Source organism: Streptomyces sp. NBC_00490 (assembly GCF_036013645.1).
GTDB lineage: Bacteria > Actinomycetota > Actinomycetes > Streptomycetales > Streptomycetaceae > Streptomyces > Streptomyces canus_F.
In genome coordinates this window covers 7180378-7201122 of the sequence record NZ_CP107869.1, presented here as the reverse complement: position 1 = coordinate 7201122, position 20745 = coordinate 7180378, and the positions used below count along the sequence as shown (strand labels likewise).

Sequence of the window (20745 nt, the reverse complement as noted above, 5' to 3'; positions counted from 1 at the left end):
ACCCCCCTCTGCCGTGTGCCCCGTCATGCTACGACCAGGTCCCGCCCCGACAAGCAGGCGGCCTACGATGATCCCCGAGTCATCGATCAGCCGATCACCCGCGCCCGCCGCACGCCGGCCGAGGGCGCCGTTCCGGGGAGGAACCTTGACCGAGCACCTCATCGAGCCCAGCGTCCCGCGCGACCTGCACGCCTTCATCGCCTCGCTGCCCAAGGCCGAACTGCACGTCCACCACGTGGGCTCCGCCTCCCCCCGGATCGTCTCCGAACTGGCCGCCCGCCACGCCGACTCCAAGGTCCCGACCGACCCCGAGGCCCTGGCCGACTACTTCACCTTCACGGACTTCGCCCACTTCGTCGAGGTGTACCTGTCCGTCGTCGACCTGATCCGCACGCCGGAGGACGTACGTCTGCTGACGTACGAGGTGGCCCGTGACCTGGCCCGGCAGCAGGTGCGCTACGCCGAGCTGACCATCACCCCGTTCTCCTCGACCCGCCGCGGTATCGACGAGCGCGCCTTCATGGACGCGATCGAGGACGCCCGCAAGGCGGCGGAGGCCGAGTTCGGGACCGTGCTGCGCTGGTGCTTCGACATCCCCGGCGAGGCGGGCCTGGAGGCCGCGGAGGAGACCGTGCGGCTCGCCACCGACGACCGCCTGCGCCCCGAGGGCCTCGTCTCCTTCGGGCTCGGCGGTCCCGAGATCGGCGTACCGCGGCCGCAGTTCAAGCCGCACTTCGACCGCGCGATCGCGGCCGGCCTGCACTCGGTGCCGCACGCCGGTGAGACGACCGGCCCGGAGACGGTCTGGGACGCGCTGACCCACCTGCGCGCCGAGCGCATCGGACACGGCACGAGCTCGGCGCAGGACGAGAAGCTGCTCGCGCACCTCGCCCAGGAGCGGATCCCCCTGGAGGTGTGCCCGACCTCCAACATCGCCACGCGCGCGGTGCGCCACCTCGACGAGCACCCGATCAAGGAGTTCGTGAAGGCGGGCGTCCTGGTCACCATCAACTCCGACGACCCGCCCATGTTCGGCACCGACCTGAACAACGAGTACGCCGTCGCCGCCCGGCTCCTCGAGCTCGACGAGCGCGGCCTGGCCGACCTCGCCAAGAACGCGGTCGAGGCGTCCTTCCTCGACGAGCCCGGCAAGGCCCGGATCAAGGACGAGATCGACGCGTACACCACGGCGTGGCTCGCGCCCTGACCCCACCGCGAACCGGTACCCGCCACCAGCACAATGGGCCCATGCAGAAGCTGACCGCAGTGGCCCATCGGGGCGACCCCTACCGCGTCCGTGAGAACACGCTCGACTCCCTGCGTGCCGCGCTCGCACTGGGCGCGGACGCCGTCGAGATCGACGTACGCCTCACCCGGGACGGGGTCCCCGTGCTGCTGCACGACCACACGCTGAAGCGGCTGTGGGACCACGACCGGCCGCTCTCGTCCCTGTCGTCGGACGAGGTCCGCGGCCTCTCGGACGGCAGGGTGCCGACGCTGGCCGAGGCGCTGGCGGTGGCCGAAGGGGCCCGGCTGATGCTCGACCTGCCGGGCGCGCCGGACGTGCGGGCCGCCCGCCGGGTCGTCGACGCCGTACGGGAGAGCGGCGCCGAGGACCGCGTGTACTACTGCGCGGGCGCCCCCGCCATGCTCGCCGTACGCGCCGCCGACCCGGCCGCCGAGATCGCCCTGACCTGGACCTCGCTGGCCCCGCCGCGCCCCGCGCTGCTGGCGGCGGTGCGCCCGCGCTGGCTGAACTACCGCTTCGGGCTGGTCGACAAGGCCCTCGCCGAGCGCGTCCACCGCGACGGCTACCTCGTCTCCGTCTGGACCCCCGACACGGTCCGCTCGATGCGCCGTCTCATCGCGGCGGGCGTCGACTCGATCACCACGAACCGCGTCGACGCCCTCTGCGCCCTGCGCGACGAGGACTGAGCCGAGGACTAAACCGCGGGCTCGGCCCACGGAAGCGGGGGCGCGATGGCCTGCGCGTCCGCCCCCTCCCCCACCCACAGGCCGATCAGCAGCGCCGCCGTCGCCTCCAGCAGTCCGGCCCGTTGCAGCCCCCCGGCGTTCAGGGGCTCACAGCCGAGGTCGCGCACGAGTCGTCGTACGACCTCCAGGGCCTCCTCGTCGTCCCCGCACAGCGGCACGGCCAGCGGGCGGCCGTCGAAGACCGGCGGGGTCAGGCGCCAGACGTCCTCGTGGCAGAGGTTGAAGGCCTTGACCACCCGGGAGGCGGGTGCGGCGGCCGCGATCCGTTCGGCGGCCGACGGGCCGCCCGCCGTGAGCAGCCGGAAGCCGGGGTGGCCCACCGGGTTGGTGCAGTCGATCAGCACCCGTCCACGCAGCACCTCCTCCAGCCCCGCGACCACCTCCACCGCCGCCTCGTAGGGCACCGCGAGCAGCACCGCGTCCGTCCCGGACCCGGCCGCCTCCCGCACCCCTCCCCGTGACCGGCTCCCGGCCACCACCTCGTGTCCCGCGCGCCGCCACCGCGTGCCCAGCGCGTCCGCCATTCCGCCCGTACCGAGAATCCCTATCCGCATGTTCAGGACTGTAGGAAGCCGCTCGGGCACCATTCGGTACGTGACGTACCTCGCCGACTGCCGCGCCCGCCTCGCCTTCGACCTCCTCTCCAACACCTGGAACGCCGTGGTGCTCTGGGCGCTGCGGGACGGTCCCGTGCGCCACGGGGAACTCCAGGTCCGCATCGGCGGCATCAGCCAGAAGGTGCTCACCGAGACGCTGCGGCGACTGGAGTTCAACGGGCTGGTCCACCGCCGCGCGTCCGGGGGAACCCGGGCCGCGTACGAACTCACCGAGCTGGGGCGGACCTTGCTCGCACCGATCGACGCCTTCGGTGCCTGGGCCTTCGAGCACGGCGACGAGGTGATGGAGGCGCAGGACCGCTACACGCGGGAGCGCTGAGGCACCGTCGCCGGATCGGCGGGGCGCTCCCGGGTGACGTACTGCGGTACCGGCGCCGTGTCCTTGCCGTTGTCGCGGACCAGGCCGTAGCGGATCGCGCCTTGCGGGGGGCCGTAGTTGACGTCCTTGTCCGCCGCCTCCCAGCTGGAGGGGAAGACGGTCAGGCCGTAGGAGGCGCCGCGTTCGTTCACGGTCAGGTCGACGCTGCCGTCGAGGTAGAAGTACTCGTTCTGCCACATCTGCTGGGTGCCGTCCGGCAGCACCGTGTATCCGGTGTCCGGGCCGCCCATGCCGGTGGTGTCGGGGCCGGTGGCGTCGTCCATGCGGCGGCCGCCGCCCGAGGCGACATGGAAGAGCCTGCCCTTGAGGCCGGTCCAGGTGGGCATGGTCAGGCCGCCCGGCCGGTCCTGCGGGGCGATCTGCCAGCGCACCAGCACGTATCCCCGTCCGCTCAGCGTCACTGTCTCGCCCCGGTGCTGCATGACGGCCTTTGCGCCCCAGGTGCTGGTGATGCCGGACTCGGGGCGGTGCGGCAGGGCGGCGGGCCGGGCGTCGGGGGCCGGGGCCCGGTCGACGGCGTCGACGACCGTGCCGTAGAGATCGGCCTTCTTCGGTGTGGGGGACGGGGTCGGTGACGGTGTCGGGGTCGCCGACGGGGAGGTCTTCACCGGTGGGCGGGCCGTGCTCGCCGCCGTGGGACTGGCGACCACGCGCGGCGGCGGACTGTCCGGGGCCTGCGTGACGACGTACGCGCCGCCCGCCACGATCGTGGCCCCCGCCGTCACCGCGACGAAGGGCTGCGTGAGCGCGGCCATCGCCTTGGCGGACCAGCCCACGGAGGCGGCCCCCGCCGCCGCTGCCGCCGTCTTGCCGCCGAAGGCCAGGGAGAGGGTGAAGCCGACGGGGAGCGGGACGAGGGCGATACCGACGAGCAGGCGTTCCGCCGGTACGACGGCCTCGCGGGTGTCCCCGCAGTAGCCGCAGCCCCGGATGTGCCGTGCCAGCCGCTTGCGCCAGACGGAGTCGGGCCGCCCGTTCCAGCGGCCGGTCAGTTCGCGCAGGTCCGGGCAGGCACCGTCGAGGGCCCGCACGATGCCGCGCGCGGTCTCCACGCGCTCCTTGAGCCGCTGGACGCGCACCGCGGCGTGCTGTCTGCTGATGCCGGCCGCTGCGGCCAGCTCGCGCCGGGTCAGCTCGCCCGCGACCTCCAGCCACCACAGCGACAGCAGCTGCCGGTCCTCGTCGTCGAGCCAGCGCACCGCCTCCGCGACCTCGCGCCGCTGCCCCTCCAGCTGGAGCCTGAGAACGGTGAGTTCGGCGAAGTCGGCGGCGTCGCTCGCGGCTGCCTCCGCCAGCGGGGCGGGGGCCGTGCGGCGCCGGGCCCGGTCCCGTATCTGGCGCATGGCGATGGCCACCAGCCAGGAGCGGAAGCTGTCCGGGTCGCGCAGCGCACCGAGGTTGTCGACGGCCCGCAGCATGGTCTCCTGGACGACGTCGTCGACGTCGGCGTGACCGTTCAGGGCGCGGCCGACGATGTTGTAGACCAGCGGCAGCCAGCCCGCGACCAGGTCGTCCAGCGCCTGCCGGTCACCGGCCTGCGCGGCCGCGATGGTGTCGCGCCATTGCCGCGTGTCCACGTCGTTCCGTCCCTCGGTTCGGTTCTGCACGCACCCTCTCAGGCGGCCCCGGGGTCATGGCTATGCCGGAGATCACAAGGTGGAGACGGAGTGAAGGCTTCCGCGATAACAGTTTTTCGCGCGCCGCGGCCTCCCCTAGGGGCCGGCCCGCACAATCCCCTTACCGGGCAGGGAAGTTGCTCAGGGTTCCGCCAGGGTGCGGTGCCCTCCTCGCCGACGATCCCGGTGGGCGCGTACCGGCGGACGATGATCACCACACCGATCGCTTGGAGCATCAGATGCGCACCCGTACGTCCGTCGTCACCCTCTCCCTGGCTCTCGCCCTGGCCGCCGGGCCCCTCGCCGCCCCCGCCTTCGCCGCGGCGCCGGCCGCCGCCGCCGAGTGCACCATGAACGCGCCGGACGCCAAGGCCCTGAGCGCCGCACTCACCGGGCTCCCTAACGCGGACGCGACCGCCGCGCTCGTCCGGGTCGGCGGGTGCGGCGGCAGCTGGCGGGGCAGCGCGGGCGTGCACGACCTGGCGAACGGCCGGGCGGCGGACCCGGACGCGCGGTTCCGGGCCGGGTCGACGACGAAGGTGGTGACGGCGGCGGCCGTGCTGCGGCTGGCGGCCGAGGGACGGATCGACCTGGACAGGCCGGTCCAGCGCTATCTGCCCGGCCTGCTCGGCAAGCAGTTCCGGCCGATCACCGTGCGGCAGCTGCTCGACCACACCAGTGGCATCCCGGCCGGCGACGGCCTCGGCGACACCTTCGAGGAGCTGTACGCCCACCGCTTCGACACGCTCACCCCGCAGCGGGTCGCCGCGTCGGCGGGCGCGAAGAAGCCGGAGTTCTGCCCGGGGAAGCAGCAGCACTACCTCAACATCAACTACACGTTCCTCGGGCTGCTGATCGAGAAGGTGACCGGACGGCCGTACGCCTCCGAGGTCACCCGGCTGGTGCTCGCGCCGGCCGGAATGCGGGACACCTACTTCCCGGGTACCGATCCCCGCATTCGCGGCCCGCACAACCTCGGCTACCAGAAGGTGGAGCGGGCCGACGGGACCACCGAGTTCGTGGACGTCACGGAGTGGAACCAGGCGGACCGGTTCGCGGCCGGGGACATGATCTCCACGACCGCGGACCTGGAACGGCTGATCACCGCGCTCTTCCAGGGGCGGATCGTGCCGAAGTCGCGGATGAAGGAGGTGTTCGCCGTCCCGACGGACATCACCGGCGCGAGCTACAGCGCGGGCGGCCTCCAGCGCTTCGAGATCGAGGGGACCGTCTACTGGGTCAAGTCCGGCGGCCGGTACGGCTACAACTCGGCGATCGCCGCCACCGAGGACCTCAGCCGCACCCTCGCCTACTCGGTCAACTCCACCGACGCGAAGAGCACGGACGCGAACCCGGTCGTCACCGGGATCATCATGGCCGCGGTCAAGTAGCGGGAACGGCCCAGGCGTTGCCCGGGGTGAGCGCCTCCAGCCGCTTGATCTTCCGGCGGACCACATTCAGGGGGATCACCCCGAACACCCCGAACGACATGTCGATCACGCTCCACCAGAACGGGATCCCCCGGATCGGCCCGCAGATCAGTGCGAGCGGAATGATCCCGGCGCAGGCGATCATCCCGAACTCGACGACCCAGATGTTGCGGACGGGGTCGCGGTAGGCGCCGTAGAAGGCGACCGCGATGACGAGGTGGGCGAAGGCCAGCCAGTCGGTGCCGTACAGGAGGAAGGGGTGGTCGGTGTCGGCGGTGTCGAGGCCCTGGCGGACCCGCACGATCCAGTCCATCAGGGGGTCGGGGGTGGGCAGGTGCCGCAACAGGTCCTCGGTCCAGCGCAGTTCGTGGACGAGGGGGAAGGCCGTGGCGCCGCTGAGCACGAGACACACGACGAACAGGACCAACCAGGCGCGAATGCCCTTGAGCAGGGCGGCTCTGTCGCTCATGGCAGGAGCGTACGCCTGTAATTGAACATGTTCAAAATATCTTTCGGCGGTCGCTTCTACGGCTGCTCCGTGGGAGGTTGCGCCGTCGGCGTCGGCTCGGCGGCGGTGGTGGGTGCCGTGGACGGCGAGGCCGAGGGGGTGTCGGGGCGGACGGGTACCGACGTCGCCGGTGCGGACGGCACGGCCGAGGGCTGCCCGTCCGAAGGGGGCGGGGTCGAGGGCGGCGCGGTCGGGGAACTGCTCGCGGGCGGCGGTGCGAGCGGGACCGTCGGGGACCCGGGGGCCTCGGACGCCGTCAGCCTGAGCGGCAGCAGGACGGCTGCGGCGAGCCCGCAGACCACGGCGGTTCCCGCCGCCGCGCGCAGCAGCTTGCGCCGGGTCGCGCCGCGGCGGATCACCTCGTAGCGGCCGGCGGGCGGGCCGAGGTGGTCGGCGGGGGGCCGCAGGAGGACGGTGAGCGGGTCGTCCGGGTCGAGGTCCGGGTCGTCGTCAGGGCGCGTGATCAAGGCTTCTCCTCAGATGGGCGCGGAGCAGTTCGCGGGCCGCGTGGAGGTCGGCCTTGACGGTTCCTTCCTTGCGTCCGGTCAGCACGGACACCTCTCGGATCGGCATGTCAGCGTAGTAGTGGAGCAGGATCGGGACGCGCAGTCGCTCGGGGAGGGACTGGACGAGCAGGCGTACGGCGGGATCGGCCTGTTCGTTGTACGGGCTCACCGCGGCCTCGTTGCCGGCCCGCCGCACGGCCCGGCGCTCGCGCTCCAGCTTGCGCCAGTGATCACGGACGAGGTTCGCCGCGGTGACGTACAGGAACCCGCGCGGTTCCTCCACCGCCGTCCAGCGTGCCCACAGCCGGGTGAAGGCCTCCGAGGCGATCTCGTGGGCCGTCTCGTCGTCGTCGACGAGCCGGCGGCACCAGCCGGCGAGGCGTGGGTAGAGGGCGGCGAACAGCTCGGACGCCGCCCTCTCTCGGGACCGTTTCAACGTTCTCCTGCTGAGATGGACGCGGCGAAGACGATCACGTTGTCGCGGTACCCGGCACCGGTCCGGGGTCCGCCGCAGGTGATGAGACGCAGTTCGGGCCGGTCGACGTTCCCGTACACGGCCCCGGCCGGGAAGTCGGCCTTGTCGACCGTACGGACCTCGGTGACGGCGAAGGCCGCCGTGCCGCCGTTCTCCAGGCGCGCCTCGACGCGGTCACCCCGGCGCAGTTCCCCCAGCCGCCGGAAGACCCCGTCCCCGTACGAGCCGACCGTGACATGACCGAGGAGCACCGACGGACCGGTCTGCCCCGGCGTCGGCGAGTGCTCGTACCAGCCCGCCTGGTCGTGCGCGGTGACAGGGGGCACCTGCACCGTGCCGTCCGGGGCCAGCCCCAGCCGCATGACGGGAGTGTCGACCCCGATCGCCGGTATCCGCAGCCGCACCGGGGCCGAACGGCCCCGCGGGGTGGCCGCTTCGGTGGACGACGGCGTACTGGAGGCGCGGCCCTCCGTCGTGGTCTTCCCGCTCGTGGCTCCCGGGCCGCCGCACCCCGCGAGCAGCGTGGTCAACGCCGCCGCGGTGAAGGCGCGCCTGGAGAGCGGGCTCATGCGCCGGTCGCCCGCCGACGTCGCATGAGGAGGACGGCCCCGCCGCCCAGGACGACGGCCGAGGCGGCACCCCCGCCGACCAGCACGCCCGAGCCACCGGACCCGGACGAGGCCACGCCGGTGTCGGGCGCCCCGCTGGGCACGACGGAGACCTGGTCCGACGGCGCCTCGGTCGGAGCGGCGGTCGGTTCGGTACTGGGGTCGGTGGACCCGCTCGGCGCCGCGCTCGGAGCGGTCGTGGCGCTGGGTACGGCGCTGGGGGTCGCGGTCTCGTCGGCGAACGCGGGCATCGCGCCCGCCAGTACGGCGGTGCATGCGAGGACCAGGGCACTGAGGCCGGTTCGGCGCATCAATCGCTCTCTTTCGTCGGTCCGCCCACGGGGTGCGGGAGGATCGAGCGGAGAGACGAGGCAGCGACCGACGGGGTTGTAAAGAGATGGCAAAGCCGCGAGGGGCGGCCTACAACCCCACGATGGCGTTCCACCGCTTCGCGAACCCCACCCGCTCCTGCGACGTGATGTCCCGCGCGATCACGAGCCGTTCACGCATCTCGTCGTCGGGGAAGATCAGCGGGTTCTCGGCGAGTTCCGCGGTGTCCTTGTCGTCGGACCCGGCGAGGATGTCCCGGGCCGCCGGGACCGGGCAGACGTAGTTGACCCATGCGGCGAGTTCCGCGGCGACCTCGGGCTCGTAGTAGTAGTCGATCAGCCGCTCGGCATTCGCCTTGTGCAGGGCGCGGTCGGGGATCATCAGGGAGTCCGACCACAGCTCGGCGCCCTCCTCGGGGACGACGAAGCGGATGTCGGGGTTGTCGGCCTGGAGCTGGATGACGTCGCCGGAGTACGCCTGACAGGCCAGGACGTCGCCGGTGACGAGGTCCTTGGTGTAGTCGTTGCCGGTGAAGCGGCGGATGTGGCCGCCGCGGACGCGCCGCTCGACCTGGTCGCAGACCTCGTCGAAGTCGGCCGCCTCCCACTTCCCGATGTCGACGCCGTTGCCCTGCATGAGCAGCGCGAACGCCTCGTCGAGCCCGGAGAGCAGGGTCACCCGGCCCTTGAGGTCGCTCGCCCAGAGCTCGTCGACGCTCCGTATCTCGCGGCCCAGCCTGCGGTGGTCGTACGCGATGCCGGTGATGCCCGACTGCCACGGCACCGTGAAGGTGCGGCCCGGGTCGAAGGCGGGCGACCTCAGCAGCGGGTCGAGGTACCGCGTGACGTGGGGCTGGCTCGCCCGGTCCATCTCCTGGACCCAGCCGAGCCGGACGAACCGGGCGCACATCCAGTCGCTCATGACGATCAGATCGCGGTCGGTCTGCTGGTGGTTCATCAGCGCGGGGCTGATCTTGCCGAAGAACTCGTCGTTGTCGTTGATCTCCTCGACGTAGTCGACGGTGATCCCCGACCGCTTCCCGAAGGCGTCCAGCGTCGGCCGCTGCGTCGAGTCGTCGTCGTCCGTGTCGATGTAGAGCGGCCAGTTCGCCCACGCCAGCCGCTTGTCGGTGGCGGACCGGTCGGGCACGGCACGGTCACCGGCGGACACATACGCGGCAGGCACCCCACACCCGGCGAGGGCGCCCAGTGCCGCGCCACCACCGAGCGTGCGCAGCAGGGAGCGGCGGGTGAGCCGGGGTTTGCGCGGTGGGAGGGCCATTCCGGCAGCATGCCGCGCGCACCTGTGGCCGGACAATCGACGCTGCGTCGAGCCGTGGAACGGGGAACGGACACCCTGTCGATCAGCCGCCAGGGAGCGCGGGAGCCGACGGCGGCAGTCCGACCTCCACCGTCAGTCCCCCCTGCGGGCGAGTGGTGGCCCGCACCCGGCCACCGTGCGCGGCCACGACGGCGGCGACGATGGACATGCCGAGCCCGAGCCCGTCCCGCTTGCGCACCCGCTCCGGCCCGAGGCGCCGGAACGGCTGGAACAGCCCGGCCGCCTGGTCCGCCGGGATGACCGGCCCGCTGTTCTCGATCCGCAGCCCGGGTCGGCCCATGACGTCCACACCGGTCCACACCCGCACCCAACTCCCCTCGCCCTCCGCCAGGTTGTGCCGTACGGCGTTGTCCGTGAGGTTGACGACGAGTCGCTCGATGAGCTGCGGATCCCCGAGCACGGCCGCGGGCTCCAGCCGGGCCTCCACCCGCATCCCCGCTCCTGCCCCCGTCCCCGCCAACGGCAACCGCTCCCGGACGATCGCCGCGAGGTCGACGAACTCCTGCCGCTCCAAGCCCCGTTGACTACGGGCGAGGGTCAACAGGGCGTCGATCAGCCGCTCCTGCTCCTCCCCCGCCGCCCGCACCCGAAGCAGCGCCGCCCGCAGCGTCTCGACGGAGGCGCCCGGGTCAGCCAGGGTCACGTCGACGACGGCCTGCTGGAGCGTGAGCGGGGTGCGCAGCTCGTGCGAGGCGTTGGCGACGAAGGCCTTCTGCGCCTCGAACGCACCCTCCAGTCGCGCGAGTACGGCGTCGATGGTGTCCGCCATCGCCTTCAGCTCGTCGTCGGGTCCGGCCACGGCGAGCCGCTCGTGCAGATTGTCGGCGGAGATACGACGGGTGGCCGCGGTCATGGTGCGCAGAGGGTCCAGGACCCGCCCGGCCATCAGCCGGCCCAGGGCCAGCGAGAACACGGTCATCACCGCCAGCGCCAGGGCCGACTCGATCAGCAGCTCGTGCAGCTGCTCGGAGCGCTGCACCGACAGCCGCTGCTGGACGTACGAGGCGACCGTGGGCGGGTCCGGCGTGCTCGGGCCCTCGGCCCGCCCGGTCAGCCGTGGGGGCGAGCCCGCGGTGAGGGACGGCTCGGAGTTGGCCACGAGCACATAGGTGAAGGCCAGCAGCACCGCTCCGGCGACGACGAACAGCGCGCTGTAGAGCAGGGTGAGCCGCCACCGGATGCTGTGCGGGCCGCGAACCCGCCAGGTCGGGAGCCGCATCAGAGCCGGTACCCGGCCCGCTCGACCGTCTCGATCAGCGGCGGCTCGCCCAGCTTCCGCCGCAGCCGGCTCACCGTGACCTTCACGGTCTGACTGAAGGGGTCCGCGGCCTCGTCCCAGGCCCGTTCGAGCAGCTCCTCCGCGGAGACGACCCCGCCCTGTGCGGCCATGAGGAGTTCGAGCACCGCGAACTCCTTGGGGCTGAGCGGCAGTTGGCCCCCGGCCCGGGTGACGGTACGCCGGGCCGGGTCGAGCCGCAGTTCCCCGCGGACCAGGACCGGCGGCAGCGCGGGCTGCGCACGCCGCGCCACGGCCCGTACGCGGGCGACGAGTTCGGTGAACGCGAAGGGCTTGGGCAGATAGTCGTCGGCCCCCAGACCCAACCCCGACACCCGGTCGGCCACCGTCCCGGACGCCGTCAGCATCAGCACCCGCGCCCGGCTGCCGCCCTCGGTGAGCGTCCGGCAGACCTGGTCCCCGTGCACACCGGGCAGGTCGCGGTCGAGCACGACGACGTCATAGCCGTTGACCTGGGCGCGCTCCAGCGCGGTCGGTCCGTCGAAGGCGAGGTCGACCGCCATCCCCTCCCGGCGCAGCCCCGCGGCGACGGTCTCGGCGAGCTCTTCGTGGTCCTCGACCACCAGCACACGCATGCGGTCAGTGTCGCGGGCCGGGGGTTACACGGCGGTAAGGGCGGCCGTTCCCGTGCCGTAACCCCGCCGGCGGTTGTCTGGGGGCCGTGAACAACTCCCGGCACCGACTGGAGGAACACATGCCCGCTCCGTCCCCCCGACCACGGCGGCTCGCCCTCGCCCTGGCCGCGATCACGGCTCTCACCCTCGGCACGGTCAGCGCGTCGACGGCCACCGCCTCCGATTCCACCGACGACCCGCCCCGCGCGCGACCGGGCCTCGCGATCGGTTACGAGCCCACCGCGAACGCCCCGGACGACCTCAACGAGGCCAACGACGACTTCGCCGCGTGCATGCGCGCCGAGGGCCAGACAGTCTTCCCCGACTTCCACGCGGACAAGGGCGAGGACGGGGGCATCCGGCTGCGCGTCCGGATGAAGGCCGAAAAGGGTGACGTCCTCGGCAAGGCCCACCGCAAGGCCCTCAAGAAGTGCGCCCCCATCCTGAAGGAGGCAGGCCTCACCCTCCCGAAGACCCCGGACACCCTCCGCCCACCGAACCTGCCGGGCCACCCGGGCGGCGACGAACTCCCAGGGCTCCGCAAGCACATGGAGAAAGCCTGACCGCTGAGGAGGGGGCAACACGGCGGCCCTAGGAGGGGAGTTCCTTCCCTCCCAGGGCCGCCGTAAGACACCTAGGGGCGCGGGGAACTGCGCGACAAGCCCCCACGCACCCGCAGCCGAACGACTACGCGTCCAACGAAGTCATCACGTGCTTGATCCGCGTGTAGTCATCGAACCCGTACCCCGACAGATCCTTGCCATAGCCGGACTTCTTGAAGCCCCCGTGCGGCATCTCCGCCACCAGCGGAATGTGCGTGTTGATCCACACACACCCGAAGTCCAGCTTCTTGGACATCCGCATGGCCCGCCCATGGTCCTTCGTCCACACCGACGAAGCGAGCGCGTAGTCGACCCCGTTGGCCCACTCGACGGCCTGGTCCTCGTCCGTGAAGGACTGGACGGTGATGACGGGCCCGAAGACCTCGTTCTGCACGATCTCGTCGTCCTGCTTGAGCCCGGACACGACGGTCGGCGCGTAGAAGTACCCCTTCTCCCCGACCCGGTGCCCACCGGCCTCGACCTTCGCGTGGGCCGGCAGCCGCTCGACGAACCCGGAGACCTGCTTCAGCTGGTTCGGGTTGTTGAGCGGACCGAACAGCACGTCCTCGTCATCCGGCTGCCCGGTCTTCGTGTCGGCGGCGGCCTTCGCGAGCGCCTGCACGAACTCGTCGTGGATGCCCTCCTGTACGAGCACGCGCGTCGCGGCCGTACAGTCCTGCCCGGCGTTGAAGAAGCCCGCGACGGAGATGTCCTCGACGGCCTTGGCGATGTCGGTGTCGTCGAAGACCACGACCGGCGCCTTGCCGCCCAGCTCCAGGTGGACCCGCTTGAGGTCCTTGGAGGCGGACTCGGCAACGGACATGCCCGCGCGCACGGACCCGGTGATGGAGGCCATGGCCGGGGTCGGGTGCTCGACCATGAGCCGGCCGGTGTCACGGTCACCCGTGACGACGTTGAAAACACCCTTGGGCAGGATCGACCCGATGATCTCGGCGATGAGGACCGTCGAGGCCGGCGTGGTGTCCGACGGCTTCAGCACGACCGTGTTGCCGGCCGCGATCGCCGGCGCGAACTTCCACACGGCCATCATCATCGGGTAGTTCCACGGCGCGACCTGTGCGCAGACGCCGACCGGCTCACGGCGGACGATGGAGGTCATCCCCTCCATGTACTCACCGGCCGAACGGCCCTCGAGCATGCGGGCCGCACCGGCGAAGAACCGGATCTGGTCCACCATCGGCGGGATCTCCTCGGACCGCGTGAGCCCGATCGGCTTGCCGGTGTTCTCCACCTCGGCCGCGATCAGTTCCTCGGCACGCTCCTCGAACGCGTCCGCGATCTTCAGCAGGGCCTTCTGGCGCTCGGCGGGGGTGGTGTCGCGCCAGCCGGGGAAGGCGGCGGCGGCCGCGCTCATCGCGGCGTCGACGTCCGCCGCTCCGGACAGCGGCGCGGTCGCGTACGCCTCGCCGGTCGCGGGGTTGACCACCTCGGTGGTGCGTCCGTCAGCGGCGTCCCGGAACTCGCCAGCGATGTAGTTCCGTAGGGTGCGCAGCCCACGCGGCTCGGTGCTCACTGCCGGCCTCCTGTGTCGGGTCGAACTGTCCATTGGTTGAGACACCCACCCTAATCGCCTCACCCACGTTTTCAACACCCCTGATCGCGCCGCGGCTGCGAAATCCGCAGTACTCACTCCCGTAAACAACGAATTTCATTGCTGCGACCTTGCGAAACCATCGAGACGTCGTGCACAGTGAGGTCGTGGCCAGTCGAAGCGCAGAGCACAGGGACTCCCGCGAGTCCAGGAACGGCACTCCTCATCTGGATGCCGTCTCCCTCGCCATCATCGAACAGCTCCAGGAGGACGGCCGCCGGCCGTACGCCGCCATCGGCAAGGCCGTCGGCCTCTCCGAGGCCGCCGTGCGCCAGCGCGTCCAGAAGCTGCTCGACCAGGGCGTGATGCAGATCGTCGCCGTCACGGACCCCCTCACCGTGGGGTTCCGGCGCCAGGCGATGGTCGGAATCCACGTCGAGGGCGATGTCGAGTCCGTGGCGGACGCGCTGACCTCCATGGCCGAGTGCGAGTACGTGGTGATGACCGCGGGCTCCTTCGACCTGATGGTGGAGATCGTCTGCGAGGACGACGACCACCTTCTCGAGGTCATCAACCGACGCATCCGCGCCATCCCCGGCGTGCGCTCCACCGAGAGCTTCGTCTACCTGAAGCTCAAGAAGCAGACCTACATGTGGGGAACCCGATAACCGTGAGGACCCGATAACCGTGAGCTCCAAGGACCTCAGCCAGACCGCGTACGACCACCTGTGGATGCACTTCACCCGCATGTCCTCGTACGAGAACTCCCCGGTCCCCACCATCGTCCGGGGCGAGGGCACCTACATCTACGACGACAAGGGCAAGCGCTACCTCGACGGTCTCGCGGGCCTGTTCGTGGTCCAGGCCGGCCACGGCCGCACCGAACTCGCCGAGACCGCCTTCAAGCAGGCGCAGGAGCTCGCGTTCTTCCCGGTGTGGTCCTACGCCCACCCGAAGGCCGTGGAGCTCGCGGAGCGTCTCGCGCACGAGGCGCCGGGCGACCTCAACAAGGTCTTCTTCACCACCGGTGGCGGCGAGGCGGTCGAGACCGCCTGGAAGCTCGCCAAGCAGTACTTCAAGCTCACCGGCAAGCCGACCAAGTACAAGGTCATCTCCCGCGCGGTCGCCTACCACGGCACCCCGCAGGGCGCCCTGTCCATCACCGGTCTGCCGGCCCTGAAGGCCCCCTTCGAGCCCCTGGTCCCGGGCGCGCACAAGGTCCCGAACACCAACATCTACCGCGCCCCGATCCACGGCGACGACCCCGAGGCCTACGGCCGCTGGGCCGCCGACCAGATCGAGCAGGAGATCCTCTTCGAGGGCGCGGACACGGTCGCCGCGGTCTTCCTGGAGCCGGTGCAGAACGCGGGCGGCTGCTTCCCGCCGCCGCCCGGCTACTTCCAGCGGGTGCGCGAGATCTGCGACCAGTACGACGTGCTGCTCGTCTCGGACGAGACGATCTGTGCCTTCGGCCGCCTCGGTACGACGTTCGCCTGTGACAAGTTCGACTACATCCCGGACATGATCACCTGCGCCAAGGGCATGACCTCGGGCTACTCCCCGATCGGCGCCTGCGTCATCTCCGACCGGCTGGCCGAGCCGTTCTACAAGGGCGACAACACCTTCCTGCACGGCTACACCTTCGGCGGCCACCCGGTCTCCGCGGCGGTCGCCATCGCCAACCTCGACCTGTTCGAGCGCGAGGGCCTCAACCAGCACGTGCTCGACAACGAGGGCGCCTTCCGCGCGACGCTGGAGAAGCTGTACGACCTGCCGATCGTCGGCGACGTCCGCGGCAACGGGTTCTTCTACGGCATCGAGCTCGTCAAGGACAAGACGACCAAGGAGTCCTTCACCGACGAGGAGACCGAGCGCGTCCTGTACGGCTTCCTCTCCAAGGCGCTGTACGACAACGGCCTGTACTGCCGTGCCGACGACCGCGGCGACCCGGTCGTCCAGCTCGCCCCGCCGCTGATCTCCAACCAGGAGACGTTCGACGAGATCGAGCAGATCCTGCGCGCGACGCTGACGGAGGCGTGGACCAAGCTCTGACCTTCGCGCACCGATCTTCCGTCTGGATGATCAACAACGGCCCCGGTGCCGCCCGTTCGAGTGAGAAACGGGCGCCCGGGGCCGCGTGCTGTCCGGCCTCGCACGGCGGACTCCCTAGCGTGCCCAGTGACCGATCGGCCCTGTCTTCGTTCCCCCGCACGGGGGATCACTTGCAGGGATAACGGATCAGAACGAGGTGTACGCGTATGCAGGCCCCGCCCGACAACGACGTTCTCTGGGCGCGCGCCCTGCACTTCACCTACAAGGACGGCTCACCGGGCCTCGGCGGTGTCTCGCTCGGCGTCCAGGAGGGCGAGATCCTCGCCGTCGGCGGCCCGCGCGGCAGCGGCAAGACCACCCTGCTGCACTGTCTGTCCGGACTGGTCCCGGCCCAGCGCGGCGAGATCTGGTTCAACAGCGTGCCGGTCCACACGATGGGCCCGATGACCCGGGAACGGCTGCGCCGCGACCGCTTCGGCTGGATCGACCCGGTCCCGGTCCTCGTCCCCGAGCTCAACGTCTGGGAGAACGCCGCGCTCCCGCTGATGCTCCGCGGCACCAGCCGCCGGCGCGCCAAGACCGCCGCCCTGGAGTGGCTGGAGCGCCTCGACATCGGCGACAAGACCCGCAAGCGCCCGCACGAACTGCACCAGGCGGAGCGCCAACGGGTCTGCATCGCCAGGGCGTTGGCGCCGGCACCGACGGTGCTGTTCGCGGACGAGCCGACGGCCCCGCTGCACCGCACGGACCGGGCCCATGTACTGCGCACCCTGACCACGGCGGCCCGCTCGCACGGCATCACCGTGGTCCTGGCGACCCACGACGCGGACACGGCGGCGCTGGCCGACCGCACGGTCTCGCTCCTGGACGGCCGCCGGGTGAACACGGTCCACCTCCCCCCGGTCGCCGAGTCGGAAGGCCGGGCCGCGTGCTCGCTCTCCGTCTGACCCGCGGTGCCAAGCCGGCCGTACAGCTGCGCCGCCTGCTGGTGGCCATGGCGGCGGCGGGCACCGGATTCCTCCTGCTGTGCACCCTCGGCTACGCGATCAGCCACCCGGACGACCCGAGGGGTTCGGTGCTCCGCCTGGCGTGGTGTCTGACGCCGCTGGCGGCGACGGTCTACTTCGCGGTGGCGGTGGCCCGCACGGACCCCGGCACCCGCCCCCGCCCCGGCCTCGCGGCGATCGGCCTGGGCCCCGCCCGTCTGATGGCGGTCTCGGCCGCGACCACGGCCCTGTCCTGCACGCTGGGCTCGATGCTGGCCCTGCTCTTCTTCCTCCACCTGCGGGGCGATCTGACCGGGATGCCCTTCGACGGCGCGGCGGCGGAGTTCCTGGCCGCGGACGCCTCCCTGCCGCTGCCCGCGGCGCTGACCCTACTGGGCCTGGTCCCGGTGATCGCGTCGGTCGCGGTGGCCCTGGTACACCGGCCGAAGGACACCCGCACGACCGTGACCCGGCGGGCCGCGCGGTCGTACGGCCGCTTCGGGGCGTACGACCGGACGGGGACGAGGGAGACGTTCGGCGCGTACGGCCGGTTCGGCTCACGGCTGCGACGGGGGGCCGACGGCACCGGGCAGACGCGGTCCGGCGAAGCGCCTCCCGCCCAGGAGAGCGGGACCGACGACCCGGACCCCCACAACCTCCCCGAGACCCCCAGGGAAGCCCCGAAGGACCTCCCCTGGGGCATCGCGGTCCTGGCCGCGGGCCTGGCGGTGGAGGCCTACGCCGCCGAAGCCTCGGCAACCCCCCTCACCTTCCCGGGCGGTCCCACCCCCGTCCTCCTCGGCTGGCTCCTCACCGCCGTCGGTCTGACCCTCGCCGGTCCCGGCCTCACGCACCTCTGCGGCCGCCTCCTGCAAGCGGTCCGCCCGGGCGCCCTGCGCCTGCTCGCCGGCCGGGTCCTCATGGAGGAAGCGAGCCGCATCGGCCGCCCCCTCGGTGTGGTCTGCGCGGTCGCCTCCGCCACGTACGCCATGGCCGAGCTCCGTCACCCCGGCAGCGACGCCTTCGGTCCCCTGACCGTCCTCGGCGCCCTCCTGGTGACCGGCTGCACGGTGGCGACCCTGCTCACCGCGGCCGTGGAGGCGAAACACGCCCGCGCGGACACCACCGCCGCCCTCCTGCGCCTGGGCGCCCCCGCGACCATGCTCCGCAGCGCGGCGGCCCTGCGCGCGGGCGCGGTGCTGGTCCTCTTCGTCCCCCTCACCCTTTTCGTCGCCGAGCTGGCGGCGATGCCGCTGGCCCGCTGAGAACTCGTAGAAAAAAAGATGACCACTCGCCGATGAGTTCCGTTCGGCGCCCGGGTCTACCCACCGAACATCACGAACCCGATGGGAGACGCCAGACATGACCTCCACCGCGTACCAGCAGATGGTCTTCATCAACCTGCCGGTCAACGACCTCGACGCCTCGAAGAAGTTCTTCACGGAGCTCGGCTACTCGATCAACCCCCAGTTCAGCGACGAGAACGCGGCCTCCGTGGTGATCAGCGACACCATCGTCGCGATGCTCCTCACCAAGCCGTTCTACTCGACCTTCACCAAGAAGGAGATCGCGGACGCCGCGACGACCAGCGAGATGATCATCTGTCTGAGCGCCGAGAGCCGCGAGAAGGTCGACGAACTGGTCGAGAAGGCGGGCGCCGCGGGCGGCACCGTGTCGGACAAGGTCCAGGACCCCGGCTTCATGTACGGCCGCGCCTTCGACGACCCCGACGGCCACACCTGGGAGGTCGTGTGGATGGACCCGGCCGCGATCGGCTGAACTCCCGCCGCAGGAGCTGTGCCTAGCATGGGCGGGTGCAGACGATGCCCGCCCATGCGGCCCACCACAACGACCGCGAGATCGAGAGCCTCGACGAGTTCGACGCCACGGTCTCGGCCCGCGGCACCCTCGTCGGCTTCCGCGTCCAGGCCGTCGATCTGACGGACCGCACCCGGGAGTTGCTCGCCACGGACACGGCGGGCGCCGTCTTCCTCGGCTGCCCGATGCGCGAGGACGCGGCCGCCAAGGTCAGCGCGGACGGCGCGATGGTCTTCCCGCCCGTCCCGGACCTGCCGTTCAACCCGTACCGCGGCCTCCTCTACTCGCCGGACGAGCTCTTCGCCGGGCTCGGCAAGGGGTACGAGAAGACGCTCGACGCCCGTGCGTACGCCTGGTTCCAGCGGACCAAGGCCGACGGCGACATACTCGCCTCGATGCTGCGGGCCATCCACGACGACGCGGTCTCGGACGCTCTCGACGAACTCCTCAGGGACACCCGGGTCGTGGGCGTGATGGGCGGCCACGCGATGGGCCGCGGCACGGAGGCCTACGCCGGTGCCGCACGGCTCGGCCGCGAGCTGACCCGCGCCGGCCTCACCGTCGCCACCGGAGGCGGCCCGGGCGCGATGGAGGCGGCGAACCTCGGCGCGTACGCCGCCCCCCTCGACGACGAGATGCTCACCGAGTCCCTGCGACTCCTCGCCACGGCACCGAAGTTCACGCCCTCGATCACCGACTGGGCGTCGGCCGCCTTCGAGGTGCGCACCCGCTGGCCCCGGGGCGGCACCTCCGTCGGCATCCCGACCTGGTTCTACGGCCACGAGCCGCCGAACCCCTTCGCCTCGCACATCGCCAAGTACTTCGCCAACGCCACCCGGGAGGACGGCCTGCTGGCCCGCTCCACCGCCGGTGTGGTGTTCCTGCCGGGCGCCGCCGGGACCGTACAGGAGATCTTCGACAGCGCGACGCCCAACTACTACGAGTCACGCGGCGAGCCGACGCCGATGGTGCTCGTCGACCGGGCGCACTGGACCGAGAAGCTGCCGACGTGGCCGTTGTTGCGGTCACTTGCCCGGGAGCGGTCGATGGAGTCGCGAATCGCCCTGGTTGACCGAATCGAGGAGGCTCCAGAGGCGTTGAAACGTCTTGGTGGTTAATAAGACGGCAAAGCCAATGCCCAGGATGCGTCTACACGTTGACACTACTTACGTCACGCTTATAAACCTGTGAGTCTCGTGGGGATCGTGATGTCACATCACTTCTCCCTCAACCCCCCGCATTTGCGCATCCCGTAAAGGACAAACGTGGCAGTTCTGTCCATATCCCGCCGCACCGTCGCACGTTCCGTGCGCATCCTCGGTGTCGCCTCCGCCTCGGCCGCGCTCGCGCTCGGCGCCGCCGGCAATGCGCTGGCATGCAACATCAACGAGTTCTCCGCCGAAGCCAAGTGCGACGGCACCAACGGCGTCATCACCGTCACCGACGTCGACAAGGCCGGCGTCGAGGCCACTGTCTCGGTGTACCTGGTGGAGAAGAACGCCGACGTCCGCATGGTCGGCGAACAGACCGTCAAGGGCTCCAAGGACGGCACGACCATCACCTTCAAGGAGGACTGGGCGCCCAACGCGGAGTACCGCGTCCACGTCGTAGCCCTGCCTTACATCAAGGGCGCGGACATCAAGCCGAACCTGACGACCCCTTCCACGGCCTGCAAGCCGGAGGAGGAGTCCCCGACCCCGACGGCCACGCCGTCCCCGTCGGACTCGGCCACCCCGCCGGCCGAGGAGGAGAGCCCCAGCCCGACCCCGTCGGCCTCGGAGAGCGAGAGCACCGCTCCGGCGTCCTCGCCGAGCAACGCGCCGACCCCCGCGGCCGGTGACTCCAACCTCGCCGAGACCGGTGCGAACTCCAACACCGGTGTCATCGCCGGCATCGCGGCGGCCCTCGTCGCCATCGGTGGCGGCGCGGTCTTCTTCGGCATGCGTCGTCGTGGGGCGAGCAACACCCGCTGACGTCTCGTGAGCAGTACCGCTGCGGCCCGTCCCCCGTCGGGGGGCG

The 20745-nt window shown here is 71.4% G+C and carries 22 protein-coding genes and 1 pseudogene; 12 read left to right on the top strand and 11 right to left on the bottom strand.

Features of this window, described 5'->3' with window-relative positions; all coding sequences use genetic code 11:
* Nucleotides 1-15: 15 nt before the first annotated feature.
* Together OG381_RS33080 and OG381_RS33075 are read left to right on the top strand one after the other, a co-directional pair.
* Nucleotides 16-1207, top strand: a pseudogene (locus OG381_RS33080) (adenosine deaminase).
* Nucleotides 1208-1248: 41 nt separating this feature from the next.
* Entirely contained in the window at nucleotides 1249-1935 is a 687-nt protein-coding gene (locus OG381_RS33075; RefSeq protein ID WP_327719664.1) for a glycerophosphodiester phosphodiesterase, read from the top strand.
* An 8-nt stretch (nucleotides 1936-1943) separates the two neighbouring features.
* On the opposite strand, the gene OG381_RS33070 is transcribed toward OG381_RS33075, so the two are convergent.
* Nucleotides 1944-2549 (bottom strand): NADPH-dependent F420 reductase, encoded by a 606-nt coding sequence (locus tag OG381_RS33070; protein ID WP_327719663.1) that lies wholly within the window; start codon nucleotides 2547-2549, stop codon nucleotides 1944-1946.
* Between OG381_RS33070 and OG381_RS33065 the strand changes: the two genes are divergently transcribed.
* Nucleotides 2548-2931: a winged helix-turn-helix transcriptional regulator gene (locus tag OG381_RS33065; protein WP_327719662.1), complete on the top strand. Its 384-nt coding sequence runs from the start codon at nucleotides 2548-2550 to the stop codon at nucleotides 2929-2931. The genes OG381_RS33070 and OG381_RS33065 overlap by 2 nt on opposite strands.
* Here the strand turns inward: OG381_RS33065 and OG381_RS33060 are convergent.
* Nucleotides 2913-4568 carry an RNA polymerase sigma factor gene (locus OG381_RS33060; protein ID WP_327719661.1) on the bottom strand — a complete coding sequence of 552 codons (1656 nt, stop codon included), beginning with the start codon at nucleotides 4566-4568 and terminating at the stop codon, nucleotides 2913-2915. The genes OG381_RS33065 and OG381_RS33060 overlap by 19 nt on opposite strands.
* A gap of 278 nt (nucleotides 4569-4846) precedes the next feature.
* On the opposite strand from OG381_RS33060, the gene OG381_RS33055 reads away from it, so the two are divergent.
* Nucleotides 4847-5998: a serine hydrolase domain-containing protein gene (locus OG381_RS33055; protein WP_327719660.1), complete on the top strand. Its 1152-nt coding sequence runs from the start codon at nucleotides 4847-4849 to the stop codon at nucleotides 5996-5998.
* Here the strand turns inward: OG381_RS33055 and OG381_RS33050 are convergent.
* The 8 genes from OG381_RS33050 to OG381_RS33015 all read right to left on the bottom strand — a co-directional run bounded on the left by OG381_RS33050 (nucleotide 5991) and on the right by OG381_RS33015 (nucleotide 11677).
* The gene (locus tag OG381_RS33050; protein ID WP_327719659.1) at nucleotides 5991-6506 is read right to left on the bottom strand and encodes a hypothetical protein; all 516 of its coding nucleotides are present in this window, start codon (nucleotides 6504-6506) and stop codon (nucleotides 5991-5993) included. The two genes, OG381_RS33055 and OG381_RS33050, sit on opposite strands and share 8 nt — an antisense overlap.
* Before the next feature lie 56 nt (nucleotides 6507-6562).
* Complete coding sequence (locus OG381_RS33045; RefSeq protein ID WP_327719658.1) at nucleotides 6563-7012, bottom strand: hypothetical protein; 450 nt, start codon at nucleotides 7010-7012, stop codon at nucleotides 6563-6565.
* Nucleotides 6996-7487 (bottom strand): RNA polymerase sigma factor, encoded by a 492-nt coding sequence (locus OG381_RS33040; protein ID WP_046261921.1) that lies wholly within the window; start codon nucleotides 7485-7487, stop codon nucleotides 6996-6998. The genes OG381_RS33045 and OG381_RS33040 overlap by 17 nt, the downstream gene beginning before the upstream one ends.
* A complete protein-coding gene (locus OG381_RS33035; protein ID WP_327719657.1) occupies nucleotides 7484-8095 on the bottom strand; it encodes a class F sortase in 612 nt (203 codons plus the stop codon). Before OG381_RS33035 ends, OG381_RS33040 begins: the two co-directional genes overlap by 4 nt.
* Nucleotides 8092-8445 carry a sortase-dependent protein gene (locus OG381_RS33030; RefSeq protein WP_327719656.1) on the bottom strand — a complete coding sequence of 118 codons (354 nt, stop codon included), beginning with the start codon at nucleotides 8443-8445 and terminating at the stop codon, nucleotides 8092-8094. Before OG381_RS33030 ends, OG381_RS33035 begins: the two co-directional genes overlap by 4 nt.
* Nucleotides 8446-8554: 109 nt before the next feature.
* Nucleotides 8555-9745 (bottom strand): polyamine ABC transporter substrate-binding protein, encoded by a 1191-nt coding sequence (locus OG381_RS33025; protein ID WP_327719655.1) that lies wholly within the window; start codon nucleotides 9743-9745, stop codon nucleotides 8555-8557.
* Between the two features lie 82 nt (nucleotides 9746-9827).
* Complete coding sequence (locus OG381_RS33020) at nucleotides 9828-11024, bottom strand: sensor histidine kinase (protein ID WP_327719654.1); 1197 nt, start codon at nucleotides 11022-11024, stop codon at nucleotides 9828-9830.
* Nucleotides 11024-11677 (bottom strand): response regulator transcription factor, encoded by a 654-nt coding sequence (locus tag OG381_RS33015; RefSeq protein WP_327719653.1) that lies wholly within the window; start codon nucleotides 11675-11677, stop codon nucleotides 11024-11026. Before OG381_RS33015 ends, OG381_RS33020 begins: the two co-directional genes overlap by 1 nt.
* 119 nt (nucleotides 11678-11796) lie before the next feature.
* Here OG381_RS33015 and OG381_RS33010 point away from each other — a divergent pair, with 119 nt between their 5' ends.
* Entirely contained in the window at nucleotides 11797-12279 is a 483-nt protein-coding gene (locus tag OG381_RS33010; protein ID WP_327719652.1) for a hypothetical protein, read from the top strand.
* A 124-nt stretch (nucleotides 12280-12403) separates the two neighbouring features.
* Here OG381_RS33010 and OG381_RS33005 read toward each other — a convergent pair whose 3' ends face one another.
* Entirely contained in the window at nucleotides 12404-13852 is a 1449-nt protein-coding gene (locus tag OG381_RS33005; RefSeq protein WP_327719651.1) for a gamma-aminobutyraldehyde dehydrogenase, read from the bottom strand.
* A 170-nt stretch (nucleotides 13853-14022) separates the two neighbouring features.
* On the opposite strand from OG381_RS33005, the gene OG381_RS33000 reads away from it, so the two are divergent.
* The 7 genes from OG381_RS33000 to OG381_RS32970 all read left to right on the top strand — a co-directional run bounded on the left by OG381_RS33000 (nucleotide 14023) and on the right by OG381_RS32970 (nucleotide 20699).
* Nucleotides 14023-14538, top strand: a complete 516-nt coding sequence (locus OG381_RS33000) for an Lrp/AsnC family transcriptional regulator (protein ID WP_046261928.1) — start codon at nucleotides 14023-14025, stop codon at nucleotides 14536-14538.
* 19 nt (nucleotides 14539-14557) lie between these two features.
* Nucleotides 14558-15922 (top strand): aspartate aminotransferase family protein, encoded by a 1365-nt coding sequence (locus tag OG381_RS32995; RefSeq protein ID WP_327719650.1) that lies wholly within the window; start codon nucleotides 14558-14560, stop codon nucleotides 15920-15922.
* A gap of 206 nt (nucleotides 15923-16128) precedes the next feature.
* Nucleotides 16129-16869 (top strand): ABC transporter ATP-binding protein, encoded by a 741-nt coding sequence (locus OG381_RS32990; protein WP_327719649.1) that lies wholly within the window; start codon nucleotides 16129-16131, stop codon nucleotides 16867-16869.
* Complete coding sequence (locus OG381_RS32985) at nucleotides 16851-18173, top strand: hypothetical protein (protein ID WP_327719648.1); 1323 nt, start codon at nucleotides 16851-16853, stop codon at nucleotides 18171-18173. The genes OG381_RS32990 and OG381_RS32985 overlap by 19 nt, the downstream gene beginning before the upstream one ends.
* Before the next feature lie 97 nt (nucleotides 18174-18270).
* Nucleotides 18271-18687 carry a VOC family protein gene (locus tag OG381_RS32980; protein WP_327719647.1) on the top strand — a complete coding sequence of 139 codons (417 nt, stop codon included), beginning with the start codon at nucleotides 18271-18273 and terminating at the stop codon, nucleotides 18685-18687.
* Between the two features lie 35 nt (nucleotides 18688-18722).
* Entirely contained in the window at nucleotides 18723-19844 is a 1122-nt protein-coding gene (locus tag OG381_RS32975) for an LOG family protein (RefSeq protein ID WP_327719646.1), read from the top strand.
* A 147-nt stretch (nucleotides 19845-19991) separates the two neighbouring features.
* Nucleotides 19992-20699 carry an LAETG motif-containing sortase-dependent surface protein gene (locus OG381_RS32970; protein WP_327719645.1) on the top strand — a complete coding sequence of 236 codons (708 nt, stop codon included), beginning with the start codon at nucleotides 19992-19994 and terminating at the stop codon, nucleotides 20697-20699.
* Nucleotides 20700-20745: the final 46 nt, after the last annotated feature.